Origin of the sequence: Plantactinospora sp. WMMC1484, assembly GCF_049315195.1 — a bacterium.
Classification (GTDB): Bacteria; Actinomycetota; Actinomycetes; order Mycobacteriales; family Micromonosporaceae; genus Plantactinospora.
In genome coordinates this window covers 4,163,803-4,180,880 of sequence record NZ_CP186055.1, presented here as the reverse complement: position 1 = coordinate 4,180,880, position 17,078 = coordinate 4,163,803, and the positions used below count along the sequence as shown (strand labels likewise).

Annotated in this window: 14 protein-coding genes; 2 read left to right on the top strand and 12 right to left on the bottom strand. The window is 72.3% G+C overall.

The features are described 5' to 3' along the window. Window positions 1–158 precede the first annotated feature (158 nt). The 12 genes from ACN28C_RS18365 to ACN28C_RS18310 all read right to left on the bottom strand — a co-directional run bounded on the left by ACN28C_RS18365 (window position 159) and on the right by ACN28C_RS18310 (window position 13,945). The gene (locus ACN28C_RS18365) at window positions 159–968 is read right to left on the bottom strand and encodes a sensor histidine kinase (RefSeq protein WP_422768765.1); all 810 of its coding nucleotides are present in this window, start codon (window positions 966–968) and stop codon (window positions 159–161) included. Further along, a complete protein-coding gene (locus ACN28C_RS18360; protein ID WP_422768764.1) occupies window positions 965–1,759 on the bottom strand; it encodes a response regulator transcription factor in 795 nt (264 codons plus the stop codon). Before ACN28C_RS18360 ends, ACN28C_RS18365 begins: the two co-directional genes overlap by 4 nt. Further along, on the bottom strand, window positions 1,663–3,873 hold the full coding sequence (locus ACN28C_RS18355) for an MMPL family transporter (RefSeq protein ID WP_422768763.1): 2,211 nt from the start codon (window positions 3,871–3,873) through the stop codon (window positions 1,663–1,665). The genes ACN28C_RS18360 and ACN28C_RS18355 overlap by 97 nt, the downstream gene beginning before the upstream one ends. A gap of 88 nt (window positions 3,874–3,961) precedes the next feature. Continuing rightward, window positions 3,962–5,050: a substrate-binding domain-containing protein gene (locus ACN28C_RS18350; protein ID WP_422768762.1), complete on the bottom strand. Its 1,089-nt coding sequence runs from the start codon at window positions 5,048–5,050 to the stop codon at window positions 3,962–3,964. A gap of 13 nt (window positions 5,051–5,063) precedes the next feature. Then, the gene (gene kduD, locus ACN28C_RS18345) at window positions 5,064–5,828 is read right to left on the bottom strand and encodes a 2-dehydro-3-deoxy-D-gluconate 5-dehydrogenase KduD (protein WP_422774729.1); all 765 of its coding nucleotides are present in this window, start codon (window positions 5,826–5,828) and stop codon (window positions 5,064–5,066) included. A gap of 2 nt (window positions 5,829–5,830) precedes the next feature. Next, window positions 5,831–6,658: a 5-deoxy-glucuronate isomerase gene (iolB, locus tag ACN28C_RS18340; RefSeq protein ID WP_422768761.1), complete on the bottom strand. Its 828-nt coding sequence runs from the start codon at window positions 6,656–6,658 to the stop codon at window positions 5,831–5,833. Between the two features lie 60 nt (window positions 6,659–6,718). Beyond that, window positions 6,719–7,945 (bottom strand): glycoside hydrolase family 88 protein, encoded by a 1,227-nt coding sequence (locus ACN28C_RS18335; protein WP_422768760.1) that lies wholly within the window; start codon window positions 7,943–7,945, stop codon window positions 6,719–6,721. 64 nt (window positions 7,946–8,009) lie between these two features. Further along, window positions 8,010–8,687, bottom strand: a complete 678-nt coding sequence (locus ACN28C_RS18330) for a hypothetical protein (protein ID WP_422768759.1) — start codon at window positions 8,685–8,687, stop codon at window positions 8,010–8,012. 4 nt (window positions 8,688–8,691) lie between these two features. Continuing rightward, window positions 8,692–9,588: a carbohydrate ABC transporter permease gene (locus ACN28C_RS18325; protein ID WP_422768758.1), complete on the bottom strand. Its 897-nt coding sequence runs from the start codon at window positions 9,586–9,588 to the stop codon at window positions 8,692–8,694. Beyond that, window positions 9,588–10,493, bottom strand: a complete 906-nt coding sequence (locus ACN28C_RS18320; protein ID WP_422768757.1) for a carbohydrate ABC transporter permease — start codon at window positions 10,491–10,493, stop codon at window positions 9,588–9,590. Before ACN28C_RS18320 ends, ACN28C_RS18325 begins: the two co-directional genes overlap by 1 nt. A gap of 84 nt (window positions 10,494–10,577) precedes the next feature. Next, complete coding sequence (locus tag ACN28C_RS18315) at window positions 10,578–11,879, bottom strand: ABC transporter substrate-binding protein (RefSeq protein WP_422768756.1); 1,302 nt, start codon at window positions 11,877–11,879, stop codon at window positions 10,578–10,580. Next, on the bottom strand, window positions 11,876–13,945 hold the full coding sequence (locus ACN28C_RS18310; protein WP_422768755.1) for a DUF2264 domain-containing protein: 2,070 nt from the start codon (window positions 13,943–13,945) through the stop codon (window positions 11,876–11,878). The genes ACN28C_RS18315 and ACN28C_RS18310 overlap by 4 nt, the downstream gene beginning before the upstream one ends. 304 nt (window positions 13,946–14,249) lie before the next feature. On the opposite strand from ACN28C_RS18310, the gene ACN28C_RS18305 reads away from it, so the two are divergent. Continuing rightward, window positions 14,250–15,398, top strand: coding sequence for a substrate-binding domain-containing protein (locus ACN28C_RS18305; RefSeq protein WP_422768754.1), 1,149 nt, complete (start codon window positions 14,250–14,252; stop codon window positions 15,396–15,398). A 138-nt stretch (window positions 15,399–15,536) separates the two neighbouring features. Next, complete coding sequence (gene hpnR / locus ACN28C_RS18300; protein WP_422768753.1) at window positions 15,537–17,072, top strand: hopanoid C-3 methylase HpnR; 1,536 nt, start codon at window positions 15,537–15,539, stop codon at window positions 17,070–17,072. The last annotated feature ends 6 nt before the right edge of the window (window positions 17,073–17,078 follow it).

Sequence of the window (17,078 nt, the reverse complement as noted above, 5' to 3'; positions counted from 1 at the left end):
GACAGATCCGCCGGGCCGTCGCGGGCGGTGCCGCCGAGCGGATGCGGCAGGCCCGCAACGGGCGTCGGTCCGCCTCGCGGGTAACCCTTTGGTAGTCGAGCGGAGCTGCGGACACCACGGTTCGAACCGACTCATTCAGAAAGATACATACACGAACATTAATCCCCGAAGGCCGGACGCGCGGGAGCTGCCACCGGCAGGGTGACCCGGACGGTGGTGCCCACCCCGGGCACCGAGGTGACCCCGGCCGTGCCGCCGTGCGCCGCCACGATCGCCTCCACGATGGCCAGACCCAGCCCCGACGAGGCACCGCTGTCGCGGCTGCGGCTGGGGTCGGCGCGGTAGAAGCGCTCGAAGACGTGCGGCAGATGCTCGGGTGCGATCCCGTCACCTTCGTCGCGCACCGCAAGCAGCACGTTCCCGTCCTGGAAGCTGACGGTGACCGTGACCGGCGTGCCGGACCGGGTGTGCTGCACCGCGTTGCCGACGAGGTTGCGGAGCACCTGCTGGATGCGCGGGCCGTCCCCGTCGACGACCGCCTCCGCCACCCCTTCCAGGGTGATGGTTCGGTCGGCGCTGACCACCCGGGCGTCGTCCACCACCTCACCGGCCAGCGCCACCACATCCACCGGACCGCGGTTGAGCGGCCGGGCCGCGTCGAGCTGGGCCAGCAGCGCCAACTCGTCGACGAGCAGCCGCATCCTGCCCACCTCGGCCTGCATCCGTTCCATGGCGCGGTCGAGCTGCTCGGGGTCGCGCAGGCCGCCCTGGACGTACAGGTCGATCCAGCCGTGCATGGTCGCCAGCGGGGTGCGCAGCTCGTGGCTGGCGTCCGCGACGAAGCTACGCAGCCGCTCCTCGGCCCGCCGCCGGGCGTCGAAGGCCTGCCTGACCGCGGCGGCGACCGCGGCCTCCGGCCCGGCGAGCAGCAGGATGAGGGCCAGCCGCCACCGGGAGGAACGCCTCACTGCCGCACCGGCCGCAGGCTGTAGCCGAACCCCCGCACCGTATGGATCAGCGACGGCCCGCCGAAGTCGATCTTGCTACGCAGGTTGGAGACGAAGCGCTCGACCACACCCGCGTCGCCGCCGAAGTCGTACTGCCAGACGTGCTCCAGGATCTGCGCCTTGGAGACCACCCGCCCGGCGTTGGCCAGCAGGTAGCGCAGCAGCCGGAACTCGGTGGGGGAAAGCTCCACCGGGCGCCCGCCCCGGGTCACCACATGCCGGGGCTCGTCCATCTCCAGGTCGCCGCAGCGCAACACCCCCTCCGGCACCGCCGGCGGCACGCGGCGGGAACGCCGCAGCAGCGCCTCCAGCCGTGCGGCGAGCTCCACCACGTCGAACGGCTTGGTGAGGTAGTCGTCGCCGCCCAGGCGCAGCCCGCGCACCCGGTCGTCCAGCTCGTCGCGGGCGGTCAGGAACATCACCGGCACGTGGACGCCCCGGGAGCGCAGCAGGTGCAGCAGGTCGAAGCCGTCCGTGCCGGGCAGCATCACGTCCAGCACGATCGCGTCGGGCGGGCGCACGCCGATCGCGGCCAGGGCGGCCGGTACGTCCCCGGCCGCCTCGACCTCGAACCCCGCGAACCGCAGCGCGGAGAGCAGCAGTTCCCGCAGACCCGGGTCGTCGTCCACCACCAGAATGCGGTCCACGTCGCCTATCACACCACCCTGGCCGGGACGTCGCCGCGCTCCTGCGCGGGCCTGGTGAGCCGCGCGCCCTCCAGATCCAGGTCCGGCAGCACCCGGTCCAGCCATCCCGGCAGCCACCAGGCGCCGTGCCGGGCCAGCGCCAGCACCGCCGGCACGAGCGTCATCCGGATCAGGAACGCATCCAGCAGGACGCCGACCGCGAGCGCGAAGGCGATCGGCGTGAGCGTGGCGTCACCGGCCGGGATGAAGCTCGCGAAGACCGAGATCATGATCAGGGCGGCCGCCGCGACCACGCGTGCCGAGGCCCGGAAGCCCCGGACGATCGCGCGTCTCGGATCGCGGCTGTGGGCGTACTCCTCGTGCATGCGGCTGACCAGGAAGACCTCGTAGTCCATCGCCAGGCCGAACATCACCGCCATGAGGATGATCGGCATGAAGCTGATCACCGGCCCGGTGCGCGAGACCCCGACCAGGTCGGCGAGCCAGCCCCACTGGAAGACCGCGACCACGGCGCCCAGCGTCGCGCCGACCGAGAGCAGGAAGCCCAGCGCCGCCGTCAGCGGCACCACCAGCGACCGGAAGGCCACCATCAGCAGCAGGACGGCCAGCCCCACGACGACCAGGGCAAAGGGCACGAGGGAGGCGCTCAGCAGCTCGGAGATGTCGATGCCGAAGGCGGTCGTACCGGTGACCCCGACGGACTCGCCGCCCACCGCCTCGAGGGCGGTCACCAACCGTTCGGTCCGCTCCTCCTGCGGCCCGGTCTCGGGGATCACCGTCAGCAGCGCGTACCGGCCGTCGGCGGAGAGTTGCGGGCGTCCGACGACGGCCACCCCGTCCACCGCGCCGAGCCTGTCGGCCAGTGAGGTGGCAGCGGCCCGCGTGTCGCCGTCGTCGCCCAGGTCGGCCAGGACCAGCAGCGGGCCGTTGAAGCCCGGTCCGAACGCGGCGGCCGTCAGGTCGTACGCCTGCCGCTGCGTGCTGGCCGCCGGAGCGGACCCGTTGTCGGTGAGCGCGAGCCGCAGCCCCGCCGCCGGCACGGCCATCATGCCGAGCGCCGCGACGACCGCGAGCGTGGTGACCAGCGGACGGCGGGTGACCAGCCGGACCCAGCGCGCACCCACGGAATCCCGGCCGTCGTCCGCCTCCCGCCGGCCGGCCCGCGAGCCGGGCTTCGGGCGCAGCCGGTGCCCGGCGAAGCCGAGCAGAGCCGGAACCAGGGTGACCGCCACCAGCACCGCGACGATCACGGCGGCGGCCGCGGCCAGTCCCATCGCGGTCAGGAACGGGATCCGGACGACGGTCAACCCGGCCAGGGCGATGACCACGGTGAGGCCGGCGAAGACCACGGCGGTACCGGCCGTGCCGATCGCACGGGCCACGGACTCGGCCACCGGCGTGCCGGAGGCCAGCTGTGACCGATGCCGCGCGACGATGAACAGCGCGTAGTCGACGCCGACCGCCAGGCCGAGCATGAGCGCCATGGCGGGCGCGGTCGTCGGCACGGTCAGCACGCCCGCGACCGCGGCCAGGCCGGCGACGCTCACCCCTACCCCGAGCAGCGCGGTCAGCAGCGGCAGCCCGGCCGCCACCAGGGAGCCGAACGTGATGACCAGGACGACCAGCGCGATCAGCAACCCCAGTGCCTCGGTGCCGTCGCCACCCTCGCCGGAGCCGTCGGCGTACGCCGGCCCGCCGACCTCCACCCGCAGCCCGGCATCGCGGGCCGGCTGGAACACCCCCTCCAGCGCGTCGAGGGTGCCGGCCGCCAGTTCGACGCTCTCCTCGCGGTAGTCGACGCGGGCCAGGGCGGTACGACCGTCCGGCGAGACCATTCCCGCGGTGAACGGGTCGGCGACCCCGGCAACCTGCGGTGCCTCCGCCGCGGCGGCGAGGGTCCGCCCGATGACGGCCCGCTGCTCGACGACCTGCTGGCCGGCGGGCGCGACGAACACCACCTGCGCGGAGGTGCCCGCGGAGGCGGGGAACTGCCGGTCGACGGTGTCCAGGGTCTGCTGGGCACGCGAGCCGGGGATCGAGAAGTCGTCCTCGTACGTGCCACCGGCGGTGGCGGCGAGCGTTCCGGCGGCGACAAGGACGGCCAGCCAGCCCACCAGGACGATCCGGCGGCGCCGGTAGGTCCAGGCACCAAGCCGGTAGAGCAGTGCGGCCATGAGGGCGAACTCCCAGCGGTCGTGGATCAGGGAGTCCCAGCACACCGCCCGTGCCTGACGGCCCGCCCCCGCGAAGCTGACGATTGCCTGACGGTCGGTCCACGGATGGCGGCTGCCGTTTCTAGCGCATCTTCTAGCGCATCGGTGACAAGCGCAGCGACGAGCCCCGGACGACAAGCTCGGGGGCGAGGAGCACCCGGTGTGCCGGTCGGCGCTCCCCGTCGAGCAGGCGGGAGACCATCAGCTCGACGGCAAGCCGGCCGACGGAGCTCTTCGGCGGCCGGATGGCGGTGAGGGTGGGATCACCGAGGTGGGCGATCTCGTCGTCGTAGGAGACGATCGCCAGGTCACCGGGAACGGCGATGCCGACCTCGGCACAGTGCTGGGCCACGGCGATGGCGTGCGGGTCGCTGTGCACGATCAGGGCGGTGGTCTTCGAGTGCCGGCACTCCCGGAGGATCCGGTGGACGGCGTCCCGCTCCCCCGGAGCGTCGAGCATGATCGCCTCCGGGCCCGGGACGGCGGCGTCGGCCACGACCGCCCGCCAGGCGTCCCGCAGGTGTGCCGACGTCGGGCTCCCCTGTGCCAGCACGAGACCGATGCGCCGGTGCCCCTGGTGCCGGAGGTGGTAGACGGCGATCTCGAGGCCGAGCGCGTGGTCGCTGCGTACCCACTCGATGTGCCGGGTCGTCGGCGTCCACCGGCGCGGCTGGCGTTCGACGAGAATGGTCGGCACCGCGAGCCGACCGATCCAGTCGAGGATCTCGGCGGCGTCGTCACCCTCCAGGCTCGGCGCCAGGAGCAGGCCCTGGACCTGCTGGGCGTCGACGAGCCGGCCGATCTGCCGGCGGTCCTCCGCCGGGTCGTAACTCGAACCGCGCAACTGGACGGCGACGCCGAGCGCCGCCGCCGCGGCGCGCGCCCCGGCCACGACGAGCGGCCAGTAGAAGTCGAGCGAGGGAACGACCATGCCGACCGTGAAGCGCGTCGCGGCGGCACGTCGGGGCGGGCCGGCGGCGGAACTCTGGGACGGCAGCGTTGCCCCGCCGTGGACCTTGGCGACGAGACCGCGTTCGGCCAGCGCGGCGATGTCGCGGCGGATGGTCAGCTCGCTCACGCCGAGGTCGCGGGCGAGGTCGCGTACCCGCACGGCACCGTGCCCGCGAAGCTCGGCGAGCAGTCGCTCCTGGCGCTGCGCGCTGAACAGCCGATCCGTCTCCACGAGGCGTCCACTCCTATCGGGCGAGCCAGCCTCCGTCCACCGCAAGGACGGCGCCGTGCACGTACCGCGCCGCGTCGGAGGCGAGGAAGACCACGGCGCCCGTCAGGTCGTCGGGCACCCCCCAGCGACCGGCCGGGATCCGCTCCCGGATCGCGGCCTCCCGGTCGGCGTCGGCGCGCAGCGGTGCGGTGTTGTCGGTGGCGATGTAGCCGGGGGCGATGGCGTTGACGTTCACCCCGGTGGCGGCCCACTCGTTGGCCAGCGCCCTGGTGAGCCCCACGACGGCGTGCTTGGCCGCGGCGTACGACGGCACGCGGATCCCGCCCTGGTAGGAGAGCATCGACGCCACGTTGACGATCTTCCCGTGCCGCTGGCTGAGCATGATCCGGCCGGCCCCCTGGCAGAGCTGGAACACCGCGTCGAGGTCGACCCGGAGCACCGCGGCCCAGTCCTCGGGCGGGTGCGCGACCGCCGCGGAGCGGCGGATGATGCCGGCGTTGTTCACCAGGATGTCGAGGCGGCCGAGTTCGTCGGCCGCCCTCGACACCGCGCCGGCGAGGTCGTCCGGGCCGGCGGTGGCGAGATCGACGGGTACGGCGAGCGCCCGCCGGCCGAGCGCCGCCACCCGGGCGACGGTCTCGGCCGGACGGGTGCGGCCGAGCAGCGCGACGTCGGCGCCGGCCTGCGCCAGGGCGATTGCGAGCGCCTGCCCGATGCCCCGATTGCCGCCGGTGACGAGGGCGACGCGGCCGTCGAGCCGGAAGCTGTCCAGGACCATCGTCACAGGCCCAGGCCGCGCAGCGTCGGAACGGTCTGGCCGACCCAGGCCAGCGCGGCGTCCTCCCGGGCACCCTGGGTGCGCTGGGTGCCGGCGAGGAACCACAGGAAGTAGGTGGTGTAGCCGGGCGCGCTGACCACGGTGTGGTAGCCCTCCGGCATCATCTGCATCACGTGGTCGCGGATGGTGACGTTCTCCTCGTACCCCTCGTCGGTGTAGACGCGGCTGATCCCGAAGCCGTCCGCCGGGCTGACCCGGTAGTAGTACATCTCCTCGTGCGCGGCCTCGGCGGGCAGGTCGTCGACCTTGTGCCGGTGCGGCGGATAGGTGCTCCAGTTGCCGGAGGGGGTGTAGGTCTCCCCGACGATGAGCCGGCGGGCCGGCAGCTCCGGCTGGGAGATCTCGGTGAGGATCTGGTGGTAGGTACGGCCGAAGTTGGCCGCCCCCCACCGGCCGCCGACCACCTGCTCGGGCGCGACGACGTACGGGTCGGTGGTGAGCTCGCTGGGCGCGCTGGGCAGCGCGACCTCCAGGTCGGTGACCGCCTCGACGGCGAGGGTGGAGCCGGCGGGGACGTAGACGGAGTAGGGCTTGCCGGAGAAGACGTCCGGCCGCCCGCCGACCCCGGCGAAGCGCCGGCCGGCGACCGTGAAGTCCGCCGTGCCGCCGAGGATGACGGCGAGGATCTCCCGGTCGCCGGATTCGGCGCTCCAGGACTCGCCGGCGGCGAGCCTGAGCAGGTTGAAGTCGAGCAGCCGGCAGGGGTTGACGGGCAGGCTGTTGCAGCCCGCGTCGGCCGGGATCGTGCAGTGGTACCGGTAGTCCATCATGCCTTCCTCACAGGTGTACGTCGGTCGCGTCGGATGCCGGGGCCGTCTCGACGAGGGCGGTCACCGAGGGCTGGACCAGGGGCTGGACCAGCCGGGGACGGTGGCGCGGGTCAGTGCCTCCAGATAGAAGTAGTCGCCCCAGAGGTTGCCCTCGTCCACGCCGATCCCCTTGGGTTTGTCGTAGACGCCGTGCCGGAGCAGCGCCTCCGGGCCCCGCTGCCGGTCATCGCCGTGACCGGCGGTGGCGTAGCCGTCGATGAGCGAGTGCAGGATCTGCCCGGCCGCCGTGCGGTAGCGGTCGGCGTCGGCCCGGTATGCGTCGGCCCGGTCGGCGAGGTTGTCGGCGAGCTCGACCAGCCCGCAGGCGGCGATGGCCGCGGCCGAGCTGTCCCGCTCCTGGCCGCTGCCGTCGCCGAACTCCAGGTCCCAGTAGGCGACCCGGTCCGCGGGAAGGTGGTCGAGAAAGTAGTCGGCGCAGGTACGCGCCGCCGCGAGCAGCGCCGGATCGCCGGTGTGCCGGTGGTTGAGGCTGAATCCGTAGATTCCCCACGCCTGCCCCCGGGCCCAGCAGGAGTGGTCGGCGTGCCCCTGCTCGGTCTCCCCCCGCAGCGGCGCCCCGGTCTCCGCGTCCCAGTAGTAGGTGTGGAAGGTGGTGCCGTCCGGGCGCAGGATGTGCGCGCGGAGCTGGGCGGCGTGCCGGCGTGCGGCGGCGGCGTAGCGGTGGTCACCGGTGGCGTCGCTGGCCCAGAAGAGCAACGGCGTGTTCATCAGGCTGTCGATGATCGTGCGACCGCGCTGCCGGGGATCGTCCAGGTCGCCCCAGGCCTGGATGATCCCGGCCGGTTCGAGGACCCGGGTCATCAGGTGGTCGGCGGCGGCGAGTGCGGCGCTCCGGGCCCGCCGGTGGCCGGCCCGGCGGGCCGGGGTCACGCAGGCGAGCGTGTAGAGGAAGCCGAGGTCGTGGGTGTCCAGGTCGATGCCGCGGTCGAGCCGGTCGGCGAAGCTGTCCACGTGCGACAGCGCCGCGTGCCGGTAGCGCTCCTCGCCGGTCAGGTCGTACGCCAGCCAGAGCATGCCCGGCCAGAAGCTCGTGGTCCAGCCGACGTTGGACCCCTGCGGCAGGCCGCCGGCCGGCGGTCGCAGCGGGTAGCGGTTGCCGGCGGTGGTGTCCGCCGGATACCGGTCGCCGAGATCGTCGATGTTCCTGCCGATGGTGCGGAGCGCGGTCGCCACGGCGTGCGCGGTCGCGCCGGCGTCGGGGCTGGGACGGACGTCGGTCGCCGTCATGGTTGCTCTGTCTCCCTCGTGTGTCCGGGCGGGTGCCGGCGGGTGCCGGCTCGCTACCGGGCGGTCAGGCGGTCGTCGGGGCGGTCGTCGGCGGGTCGAGGGCGGTGCGCAGGGTGAAGCGGCTGTTGGCCCAGACCACGTAGAGCAGCGGCGCGGCGGCGAGGCCGAGCGCGATCGCGGGTCGGGCCGCGAGAAGCTGCCCGAGCAGCCCGAGGACCAGTAGGGAGGCGGCGGTGAGGTACCACCGGCGCACCGCCAGGTAGAGGCAGGCGCGGGCCACGTCGGGCAGCCGCGCGCCGGGCCGCTCGGCGATCACCACCAGCCCGAGCAGCCCGGTGCCGGCGGTGAGGACGGCGAGCACGACCAGGACGGGCAGGGCGAGCGCGCCGGCCCGGTGGCCCCAGAGGGCGTACGCGTCGACACCGAGGACGACCAGCACGGCGCTCGCTCCGGCGGCCCAGAGCGTGGCCGGCCGGGCGGCGGCGCGCCAGGCGCGGCCGTACCTGCGCAGCACGCTTCCGCCCTCCCCCGACGAGTAACCGGACATCACCGCGAAGACGCCGCAGAGCCCGGGAGCGCAGAGCGGCGCGGTCAGCGCGTACAGCGGCCAGGAACGCGCCGGGTCGGTGGTGAAGAGCAGCACGACCAGCGGCAGGCTGCCGAGCACCAGCAGCACGTTGCTGACCAGGGCGACGTACGCACCGTCGAAGACGGCGGCGATGGTGTGGTGACGTGGTCGCACGGCCTCACCCCTTCAGTCCGGTCGAGGCGATGCCCTCGACGAAATACCGCTGCCCGAGCAGGAAGATGACCGCCACCGGCAGCACCGAGAGCACGGAACCCGTCATGATCAGCGCGTACTCGGCGTTGTACTGCGAGATGAACGTGCGCAGTCCCAACTGGACGGTGCGCAGCTCGGGGCTGCGCAGATAGATCAACGGGCCGAGGTAGTCGTTCCAGGTGGTGACGAAGGTGAGCAGGGTCAGGCTGGCCAGTGCCGGCCGGGAGAGCGGCAGCATGATCCGGCGGTAGATGCCGAACTCGGTGAGCCCGTCGACCCGCGCCGACTCGCTCAGCTCCTCCGGGATGGTCTCGTAGAACTGCTTCATCAGGAAGACGCCGAACGCGCCGAACGCCTGCAGCGCGACGATCGCCCAGAGCGTGTTCGACAGGTGCAGCTTCGACATCAGGATGAACTGCGGGATCATGTACGACTGCCACGGCACCGCGATGGTGCCGACGTACGCCAGGAAGAGCAGGTTGCGGCCGGGAAAGCGGACCCGGGCGAAGCCGTACGCGGCGAAGCTGCCGGTGAAGACCTGCAGGAAGGTGACGATGACCGAGAGCAGCAGGGTGTTGCCCAGCCAGGTCGTCATCTCCGAGCGCTGCCAGATGTCGAGGTAGTTGCGCCAGACCACCGGGTCCGGCAGCCAGGTGATGGGGATGGTGAAGACGTCGTTGTTGGTCTTCAACGACGACACGACCATCCAGTAGAACGGCAGCAGCAGCGCGGCGGCCGATCCGGCGAGGACGGCGTAGCCGACCAGCCGCCAGCCCCGCGACGGGGCGCGACGGCCCGGTGGCCGGACGCGACCGGGGACGGTGATGCCGGCGGGGGGCGCGGGGGCCTCGGTCGCGGTCATCAGGCGTTCCTCCGCTTATTGATCAAGAATTGGACGACCGTGACCCCGAAGCAGAGCGCGAAGAGCACGATGGAGACGGCCGAGGCGTAGCCGAACTGGTTCTCCATGAAGCCCTTCTGGTAGATGTACTGCGACAGCACCAGCGTGGACTGCCCGGGGCCGCCCTCGGTCATCACCAGGATGAGGTCGAAGACCTTGAAGCTCTCGATCGTGAGGATCACGGTGACGAAGAACGTGGTGTGCCGCAGTCCGGGGATCGTCACGTGCACGAACCGCTGCCAGGCGGTGGCGCCGTCGATCTGGGCGGCCTCGTAGAGCTGCGCCGGGATGGTCTGCAGGCCGGCCAGGAAGAGCAGCATGTAGTAGCCCATGTAGCGCCAGGTGCCGACGATGATGACGGCCGGCATCGACCAGTCCGCCGAGGTCGTCCAGCCGGGCGGGTTCGTCACGCCGACGGCGCCGAGAAAGGCGTTGACCGGCCCGTACTCCGGGCTGAAGAGCTGGTTCCAGACCACCGCGATCGCCACGATCGAGGTGATGTACGGGAAGAACGCGACGGTGCGGAAGAACCGCACGCCCCGCAGCTTGCGGTTGAGCAGCAGTGCCAGCCCGAGCGAGGCCACCATGGTCAGCGGGATGTGGAAGACGGTGTAGTAGACGGTGTTCCACAACGCGGTCCAGAAGCTGGCGTCGTTCCACAGCCGCCGGAAGTTCGCCGTGCCGGTCCAGTTGGCCACGCCGAAGACGTTCCAGTCGGTGAAGGCCATGTAGAAGAGCACCGCCACCGGCACGAGCGTGAGCAGGGCGAAGCCGAGGAAGTTCGGCAGGATGAACGACCAGCCGGCGACCGTGTTGCGCCACACCAGCGGCCGGCGCCGCAGCCGCGTACGCGGCATGGTTGTCATAGGAAGTCTCCGGAAAGCGTCTCGGCGTGGGGTGGCGGGTCCGGCGCGCAGGGTGCCGCACCGGACCCGCCGGCGGTCAGCGCCTCACTGGTTGAGGACCTCGTTCTTGGCGCGGTTCTGCGCCTCGTTGATCGCCTCGTCCAGGCCCTTGCTGTTGGAGAGGATCGCCGAGTGCGTCTCGTTGAGGATGTTCTGCAGCCCGGCGGTGTGCTTCGATACCGGGTTCTCCGGCTTGATCGTGTGCGTGGCGTAGGCGAACTTCGACACGTCGTCCTGCGGTACGCCGTCGAGCCCGAAGAGGGTGGCGCTGACCGCCTCGGTGACCCGGGCCGGGGTGATGCCGATCCCGGCCAGGGCCTTGGCGGCGTCCTCGCTGGCCGCGTAGCCGACGAAGGCCTTGGCGGCGGCGACCTTCGACTTGTCGATCCTGGGGTTGATGCCCAGTCCGGTCGGGTCTCCGAAGGTGACCGGCGTGGCGGAGGTGCCGGTGGTGGAGGTGTCGAACTGCGGCGCCGGGGCGATGCCCCACTCGAATGTGTCGGCGTCGCCGCTCTTGCGCTGGTTGAGCAGGGTGGCGATGTACCAGGTGCCCATGACCATCATCGCCGACTGCTGCTTGCCGAACTGTGCCTGGTAGGTGAGCTTGTTGGTGTTGGCGGTGCCGAAGGTCGGCTGCGCACCGGCCGCCTGCAGGTCCAGCGACCGCTGGTAGTACGGCTTCAGGTAGTCGAAGTTGCCGGAGAGCAGGTCCGCCCCGGGCGTCTGGGCGAGCGCGAGACCCTGCACCGTGGACTGGAAGACGTGCTGGTAGGTGCCGCTCGCGTTCGAGCCGGCCGCCTTGAGCCCGGTGCTCAGCTGCTTCGCCGCCGTCACGTAGTCGTCCCAGGTCCAGGTGCCGTCCGGGGGCGGCACCTTCGCCTTGGCGAAGAGCTCCTTGTTGTAGTAGAGCACCCACGAGTCCTGCCGGTACGGGATCGCGTACATCTTGCCGTCGACCTGGTAGGACGCGAGCGCGGAGACCGAGCCGAGGTCGGCGGCGGCGTCGGAGACGTCGAGCAGCTGGCCGCCGCTCGAGTAGGTGTAGAAGTTCTTCAGGTTCTTCTGCACGTAGACGTCGGGAGCGGTGCCGGCGGCCAGGTCGGCGGTCATCTGGGTGTCGTAGTTGGCCGTGTCGTATTCCTTCAGCTCCACCGTCACGTTCGGGTGGCTGGCCTTGAACCCGTCGGCGAGCGTCTTGAACTCGGGCGTGGAGGAGAGGCTCCAGCCCGCCAGGGTGATCGTCACCGGTGCGTCGGGGTCGACCGGCTCGTCCTCGCCACTGCAACCGGCGAGGACGAGCGCCAGCGCCGTCGCGGCACTGACCACGGCCGGTATCGCGCGCTTCATCCCTTCTCCTTAGGTAGGGGGCCCGGTGCGGGCCCGCAGGGCTGCCCGGCCGCCGGAACGGCGGACCCGGCAGGATCCGTCTCCAGGCGGGTCGCGGTGCGGGCCCCGTCGGGCCAGTCGACCGCCACCTGGAGACCGTCGATGCCCTCGTCGATTACCACCCGGCACGTGCGGCCGGTGGCCGCGACCGTCGTGGAGAGCCCGACGAGGACGGTGATCCACTCACCCGGCCGGACGGCGTGGTCCAGCCAGGGCACCACCAGCCCGCCGGACAGCGGCCCGCCGTCGGGCAGGGTGGTGGCGCCGGCCGTTCCGCCCCCGTGCACACTGGCGAGCCGGCTGGTCAGGCCCGCCCCCGTGATCCGGACCAGGCCGCCATCCAGCGCTGCCGTGGCGTCGCCGGCCACGGCCCAGCCGCCGACCCGGAGCCGCAGCGCGTCCGCCGGCACGCCCTCGGCCAGGCTCTCCACCCGGGCCAGCCGCACCTCCCAGGGACCGCGCACCAGCGACCAGACCGCGAGCCGCCCGGCCGGCCAGCACCGGCCCACCCGACCGCCGCCGTGGTCGCGCTGGTCGGGATCTGGCTCGACCCAGTGGGCCAGGGCGCGCGAGCCCGCCACACCGACCAAGACACCGTCGCCGTCGCCGTCGCCGTCGCGGTCGCCGTCGCCGTCGCGGTCGACGCGCACGGCCAGCAGGCGCATGCCGGCGCGGTGGGTGGCCCGGCCGGCAAGGTCGACGAGGGTGACCGACTGGTCGAGTGGGTTGAGCCAGCCACTCGGGTCCAGCACCGGAGTGGTCGCGGTGGAGTAGCCGAGGCGGGCGTAGAGAGGGGAGTCAGCGACGGTGGCGCCCTCACCGGCGTGGTCGGTGCCGTGGTTGACGATCCGGACGATGCCGTCGGCGCGGGTGGCCGAGACCAGCCAGCCGGGCGCGGGCACGGCGAGCACCGCGTCCCGCTCCTCGACCGGTAGCGGCTCCTCCGGCGCCGTCCAGACCGGGTGCTCCGCGGGCAGCGCGAGGCCGAGCAGGCCCTTGCTGGCCCAGTACGGCGAGCCGGGCCCGGAGTACGACTGGGCCAGTCGCGGCCACGGTCCGTGCCAGCCGAGGGTGAGCAGGCCCCGCCGGTCGGGCGCGCCGTGGTCGACGAAGTGCCGCACGATGCCCGTGGCGGCCCGGCGCAGCCGCCCGAGGCCGACCGAGGGCACCCCGGCGAGGGCGCCGACCCAGAACGGTGCGGCGACGGCGAACCGGTAGACCAGGCTCCGGCCCTGGATCAGCGGGGATCCGTCGGCACCGACCAGCGTCACCGCGTCGCGCAGGAAGCGGTCGAGCATCGCCACGTCCCGGTCCCGGCGGTCGGCGGCCAGGTCGGTGGCGCCGGCCATCCGGGCCCAGAGCGCCGGGTACAGGTGCAGCGCCCAACCGACGTAGTGGTCGTAGGCGCGCTCGGGACCGTCGGACATCCAGCCCTCGGCGCGGACGAAGCTGTCGTGACTGGCGAGGTCCTCGGCCATCTCGTCGGGTGAGTACGGGCCGCCCACCGAGCGGAGGAAGGTCTGCACCACCAGCCGGAACCAGACCCAGTTGATCCGCGGATAGCTGCTGTCGCCCACCGCCGGGGCCAGGTAGTCCACCACCCGCTCCCGCACCGCGGGCGAGAGCCGGTCCCAGATCCAGGGGCGGGTCAGGTCGAGCACCAGGGCGAGGGAGGCGGCCTCCACCTTCGCCTGGGCGTGCTCGTCCAGGCGTACCCAACGATCCGGGGCGGACGGATCGGTGCCGGCGGCGATCCCGGCCGCGTACCGGTCGGCGAGCTCGTCCAGGCCCTCGCCCCGGGCGCCGGCGATGCGGAAGCCCGCCAGCAGGAAGGTCCGGGCGAACCCCTCCAGCCCGTCGACCGCGCGCCCGTAGCCGCCGGTCGGACCCGGGAAGGTGACCAGGGCATGGCCCGGTGAGGCGTACGGCCGGGCGGCGGCGAGCATCCGGTCGGCCAGCGCCACCAGCTCGGACCGGCCCCAGGTGTCGGCGGGGGCGGCGTGGCGTGGCGCGCGGTCCTGTCGCATCGGTCCGTACTCCAGGTGGCGGGCGGAGGGGCGGTGTCGACGTTGTGTCGGGCAGGCAACCGCCGGGTTTCCGAAGTAAAACGCTCACAAGTGAACGTGTCAATAAGATGTCTGGACTGAAACGAGCAGATCCGATCAGAAGTTGACCTGGTATGGTCGTAACTGATCACAGCCATCCCGCAACTCGGCGAGGTCTGATGCCCACCACCCCGCCCCACACCCGCCGGCACGGCGCGCCCTGCCCGATGCCGCCGGTCCCTCCGCGAGGAGCCCGCGCCCGCGCGGCGACCCCCGGAGGTGCCCGATGACCCACCACGGCAACCCGGCCGACACACCGGAGGCCCGCGGACCGCTCCAGGTGGCCCGCCGCCAGCAACTACTGGAGGCACTCCAGCGGGACGGGGCGCTGCGCATCTCCGACCTGTCCCAGGCGCTCGGCGCCGCCGCGGTCACCATCCGCCGCGACATCGCACAGCTCGCCGCCGAAGGTCTCGTCCGGCGGGTGCACGGCGGGGTCGCCCTGATCACGCCCGACGGCGCAGCGCCGGCCGACCCCGGCCCCGCCGCCGTCCCCGCCGCCGGTCCCGACGGCTTCGGTGGGCGCACCCTCGGCATGCTGGTGCCGTCGCTCGACTACTACTGGCCGGAGGTGGCCCGGGGTGCCGAGGAGGCCGCCCGCGAGCTCGACATGCGGGTGGTGCTGCGCGGCTCCTCGTACGAGAGCGAGGATGACCAGCCGCACCTGGCCCGCCTTCTCGACCGGACCGGGGTCGACGGGCTGATCGTCGCACCCCGGATGGACGCGCCGAGCACGGAACGCACCGTCGGGTGGCTCCACCGGGCCGGCGTACCGGTCGTGCTGCTGGAGCGCACCGCCACCGTGGGCGCCGCGCACGCCGTGATGGAGTCGGTGGTCACCGACCACGCGCTCGGGGCGGCCACGGCGGTGCGGCACCTCAGCTCCCTCGGCCACCGCCGGGTCGGTTTGGTGCTCGACAGCAACAGCCCGACCAGTCCGCATGTCCGGCGCGGCTGGTTCGAGGCGACCACGGAGTGCGGCATGGCGGCCGACTCCACCGTGGAGACGCTGGTGCCGGACGCCCGGTCGCCGGACCGGGACGCCGTGCTGGACGGCGTGCTCGACCAGTGCGAGGCGACCGGCACCACCGCGCTGCTGGTGCACGCCGACGCCGAGGCGATCGCGCTGGTGCAGCGCTGCGAGGAGCGGCTCGTCGCCGTTCCCCGTGATCTGTCCATCGTGGCCTACGACGACGAGGTCGCCGCGCTGGGCAACCCGCCGCTGACCGCCGTACGGCCACCGAGGCGCTCCATCGGGCGCGCCGCCGTACGCCTCGTCGCCGACCGGCTCGCCGATGCCGAGCGCCCGGCGCACCGCGTGGTCATCAGCCCTTCGCTCCGGATACGCGAGTCGACCGCAGCGCCGCGCGGATAGCCCCACCCGCCGGGCCGCCGGTGGTCAGCCCGGATCTGATCCCGACCGCACCGGACCATCGCGTTCGCCGCCCGCGCCCATGTCGGGTATGCAAGTATAAAAGTCGCGGATCGGCACCGACCGGACGGGGTGGATGACATGAAAGTCATGTTGGTGCATCCGAGCGTCCTGATGTATTCGGAACTGTTTCTCCGGCTGGAGCCGTTGGGGCTCGAGTGCGTGGCCGCGGCGATAAGGGAGGCCGGCCACGAGGTGCGCCTCATCGATCTGCAGACCCACAGTCTGGCCGAGATGGCCCGGGAATATCTGGATTTCGAGCCGGACGCCGTGGGATTCGGCCTCAATTACCTGGCGAACGTCCCCGAAATCATCGACCTGGCCCGTTGGGTCAAGAAGCGGCGTCGGCCGCCCTTCGTCTTCGTCGGCGGCCACTCCGTCTCGTTCGTCGCCGACCACGTCCTGCACCAGGCCGACGGCGCGATCGACGCCGTCGTGCGGGGTGAGGGGGAGACCGGGAGCGTGGCACTGCTGGCCGCCGCCCGGGACGGCGCCGCGCACGAGGCGCCCGGCGCGGTCACCCTGCAGGGGCGCGGTCCGCAGCCCCGGCTGCTGGAGTCGATCGACACCCCGCGCCCGGCGCGGGACCTCGTCCGCCGCCGCAACCGCTACTTCATCGGGGTGCTGGACCCCGCGGCCTCGGTCGAGTTCACCCGGGGCTGCCCCTGGGACTGTTCCTTCTGCTCGGCCTGGACCTTCTACGGCCGCAGCTACCGCAGACTCTCCCCGGAGGTGGCGGCCGACGAGATATCCAGGATCAGGGAGCCCGGGATCTTCATCGTGGACGACGTGGCCTTCATCCGCCCGGAGCACGGCGACGCCATCGCCGCCCAACTGGAGCGCCGCCGGATCCGCAAGCAGTACTACCTGGAGACCCGGGCCGACGTGTTGCTGCGCAACACGGAGGTGTTCGCCCGGTGGAAACGACTCGGCCTCAACTACATGTTCCTCGGCATGGAGGCGCTGGACGCCGAGGGACTGGACCTCTTCCGTAAACGCATCAGCCCGGACGAGAACATCAGGGCACTGGAACAGGCCAGGAAACTCGACCTATCGGTCGCCATCAACCTCATCGTCGACCCACAATGGGACAGCGAACAGTTCCGCCTGGTCCGCGAATGGGCGTTGAGCGTCCCGGAGATCGTCCACCTGTCGGTGATGACACCATATCCGGGCACCGAGATCTGGCACACCGAGTCGCGCAAGCTGACCACTTTCGACTACCGGCTCTTCGACATCCAGCACGCCGTCATGCCCACCCGGCTGCCGCTGCTTGAGTTCTATCGGGAGCTGGTACGCACCCAAGCGGTGATCAACCGCAAGCACCTCGGCGTCGTCGCGCTGGCCCGCACCGCCGGGCTCGTCGCCCGGCACCTCGCCCACGGGCAGACCAACTTCGCCAGGATGCTCTGGCGGTTCTCCCGGGTTTACAACCCGGAACGGCTCTACGCGGAGCACCAGCGCCCGGTCCGGTACCGGCTTCCGGAGCCGAAGCCGCAGACGGTGGGGGCCCATGATCGCAAGCAGCTCTACATCCACGCCAACCGTGAGTCGGTAGCGCGACACGCGCCGGCCGCCGACGCCGTTGCCCTGCCCGACCTGCAACGCCCCGCGTGACACCGA

What these genes read in the sequence shown, in the direction of transcription:
- ACN28C_RS18360 (WP_422768764.1), bottom strand. Translation starts at nt 1,759, where the DNA reads ATGGCTGGACCGGGTGCTGCCGGACCTGGATCTGGAGGGCGCGCGGCT.
- kduD (WP_422774729.1), bottom strand. Translation starts at nt 5,828, where the DNA reads ATGGTCCTGGACAGCTTCCGGCTCGACGGCCGCGTCGCCCTCGTCACC.
- iolB (WP_422768761.1), bottom strand. Translation starts at nt 6,658, where the DNA reads ATGATGGACTACCGGTACCACTGCACGATCCCGGCCGACGCGGGCTGC.
- ACN28C_RS18335 (WP_422768760.1), bottom strand. Translation starts at nt 7,945, where the DNA reads ATGACGGCGACCGACGTCCGTCCCAGCCCCGACGCCGGCGCGACCGCG.
- ACN28C_RS18325 (WP_422768758.1), bottom strand. Translation starts at nt 9,588, where the DNA reads ATGACCGCGACCGAGGCCCCCGCGCCCCCCGCCGGCATCACCGTCCCC.
- ACN28C_RS18320 (WP_422768757.1), bottom strand. Translation starts at nt 10,493, where the DNA reads ATGACAACCATGCCGCGTACGCGGCTGCGGCGCCGGCCGCTGGTGTGG.
- ACN28C_RS18315 (WP_422768756.1), bottom strand. Translation starts at nt 11,879, where the DNA reads ATGAAGCGCGCGATACCGGCCGTGGTCAGTGCCGCGACGGCGCTGGCG.
- ACN28C_RS18310 (WP_422768755.1), bottom strand. Translation starts at nt 13,945, where the DNA reads ATGCGACAGGACCGCGCGCCACGCCACGCCGCCCCCGCCGACACCTGG.
- ACN28C_RS18305 (WP_422768754.1), top strand. Translation starts at nt 14,250, where the DNA reads ATGACCCACCACGGCAACCCGGCCGACACACCGGAGGCCCGCGGACCG.
- hpnR (WP_422768753.1), top strand. Translation starts at nt 15,537, where the DNA reads ATGAAAGTCATGTTGGTGCATCCGAGCGTCCTGATGTATTCGGAACTG.